The sequence below is a fragment of the Plesiomonas sp. genome, assembly GCF_051650925.1.
Lineage (GTDB): Bacteria > Pseudomonadota > Gammaproteobacteria > Enterobacterales > CAMTGL01 > Plesiomonas.
This window is the reverse complement of sequence record NZ_JBOFRH010000344.1, coordinates 1-1,643: the sequence shown is the minus strand read 5'-3', so window position 1 is coordinate 1,643 and position 1,643 is coordinate 1. Positions and strand designations below refer to the sequence as shown.

Below are 1,643 nucleotides of genomic sequence, written 5' to 3'. Positions count from 1 at the left end.
GCAAATAGCCCCTGCTCGCGCAGCAAGCCACCGGTTGCCGGTGTAAAGCCAGGGAAGAAAAAGTATTTAGTCAGCCCATCTGGCTGCCATGATGGCAGACGATGACAGCCTTCCACCCACTCTTCCGCACTCAAGTATTCCAGATTCAGCCACAGCGGTGCCGGTGACAGGGCTTTCATTTGCTGCCGAAACTCTGGCGGCAATTCACAAGCAAATGCTTCGATCACCCGATGCGCTGGCGTGACTTGCGCGCTAAACGGCGTATCCCAGCGACAAATGTTTACGCCGTCATACACTTGGGATGCGAGCGTTGCATCCAACCCCGGGCAGATCCGCGCAGTAGACTGTAAATCGTCCACCCAGAGCCGCACCTGCTGCTGATAGTCATGGGCCAGCTGGCGGGCCAGACGCAGGGTTACCCCGATATCACCGAAGTTATCGACCACGGTGCAAAAGATATCCCAGTCATAACGTGTTGCTGTCATGGTTTGGTCCTTTATCAAGAAGGCGCTAGTGTACGGGATTTTTCTCTGCCGACGTAATATCTGCACAGTTAAAGTTGGCGCTTAAAGCCATTTTTGTGCTGTTTTGCCCACCGATAACGGTGCAAAGAGACCATTTTGATAGGATTTTTTGCCCTTTCGGTTGCTCAAAAGCCGTTCAGGATGTAGTCTGCGCGCTGATTTATTTTCCATTCTTTTCTTTCAGGTACACTGCCTTGCTTTCCACCGCCAATATCACAATGCGATTTGGCAGTAATCCGTTGTTCCAATGACGTTTACAGTGCGTAGACAGATGTTGCTGTCACCGACTGGTGTAACCTCTTACCCTTGCAAATCTAACGATCTTGGTGCTATCAGTTGCAACCAGCAACATTATGTGGCAGTTGGTGAAATAGAGTGATGACTTAACATATGTGTATCAATCAAAGTAATGGTGTGATGTGTCAATAAGTGACCATTTGTTATGATGTTGCTTTCGATTGCTGCAGGTTTCTATGTATGAATCTGGTTTCAAAGGTGCAACGGTGTATTGACGCTGGTCAGATCTCGGTTAGTGATAACCTATCCTTTATGTACAATTGCCACTGTGCAAGTCTGTTCGGCAAGGTGTACCACAAATCGATCCAACGTGGTGGCATCGCTCACTATCCATCACGCAATGACTCTGCACCTATGGGTATCTGGTTTCCTAAATTCTTCCCAAATGATCAATGGGATAACAAAGTGCTGCAATCCGGTGCTGTTATCTTGGAGTGCTCTAAAACAGATCCGCTTGGTCATTTACATTGGCAGATAACAGAGAACTATCAACACCATGTTGTGTTCGGTTGTTACCGTAAAACATCTGGTGATGTTTATTACAAGTTTATGGGCGTGTATACGTTAGATGTGGCCGGTTCTATTGATGGAGTGGCCAGATGGGTTCGTATCTCTGAGTCTATCAAGTGCCATACTCCGGAGTGTTGATGCACAATGGAGTGATTGAATACCAACGTACCCAAGTGCGGGGATCTATCAGAAATGACTACCGACTACCATATAACTACCCGTCTCTGTCTTTACAGCAAGCATACATTAGATATTTCTAATGTTATATTTTAGTCAAGTTGGATGCCTCATAAATACCCGTATACATACTAT

The 1,643-nt window shown here is 46.6% G+C and carries 2 protein-coding genes; one reads left to right on the top strand and one right to left on the bottom strand.

Annotated elements, in window-relative coordinates; translation table 11 throughout:
- A partial coding sequence (earP, locus tag ACRC27_RS07950) for an elongation factor P maturation arginine rhamnosyltransferase EarP (protein WP_438639608.1) occupies positions 1 to 485 on the bottom strand: 485 nt, incomplete at its 3' end.
- Positions 486 to 1,001: 516 nt separating this feature from the next.
- Here earP and ACRC27_RS07945 point away from each other — a divergent pair.
- Positions 1,002 to 1,469: a hypothetical protein gene (locus ACRC27_RS07945; RefSeq protein ID WP_438639607.1), complete on the top strand. Its 468-nt coding sequence runs from the start codon at positions 1,002 to 1,004 to the stop codon at positions 1,467 to 1,469.
- Positions 1,470 to 1,643 lie beyond the last annotated feature (174 nt).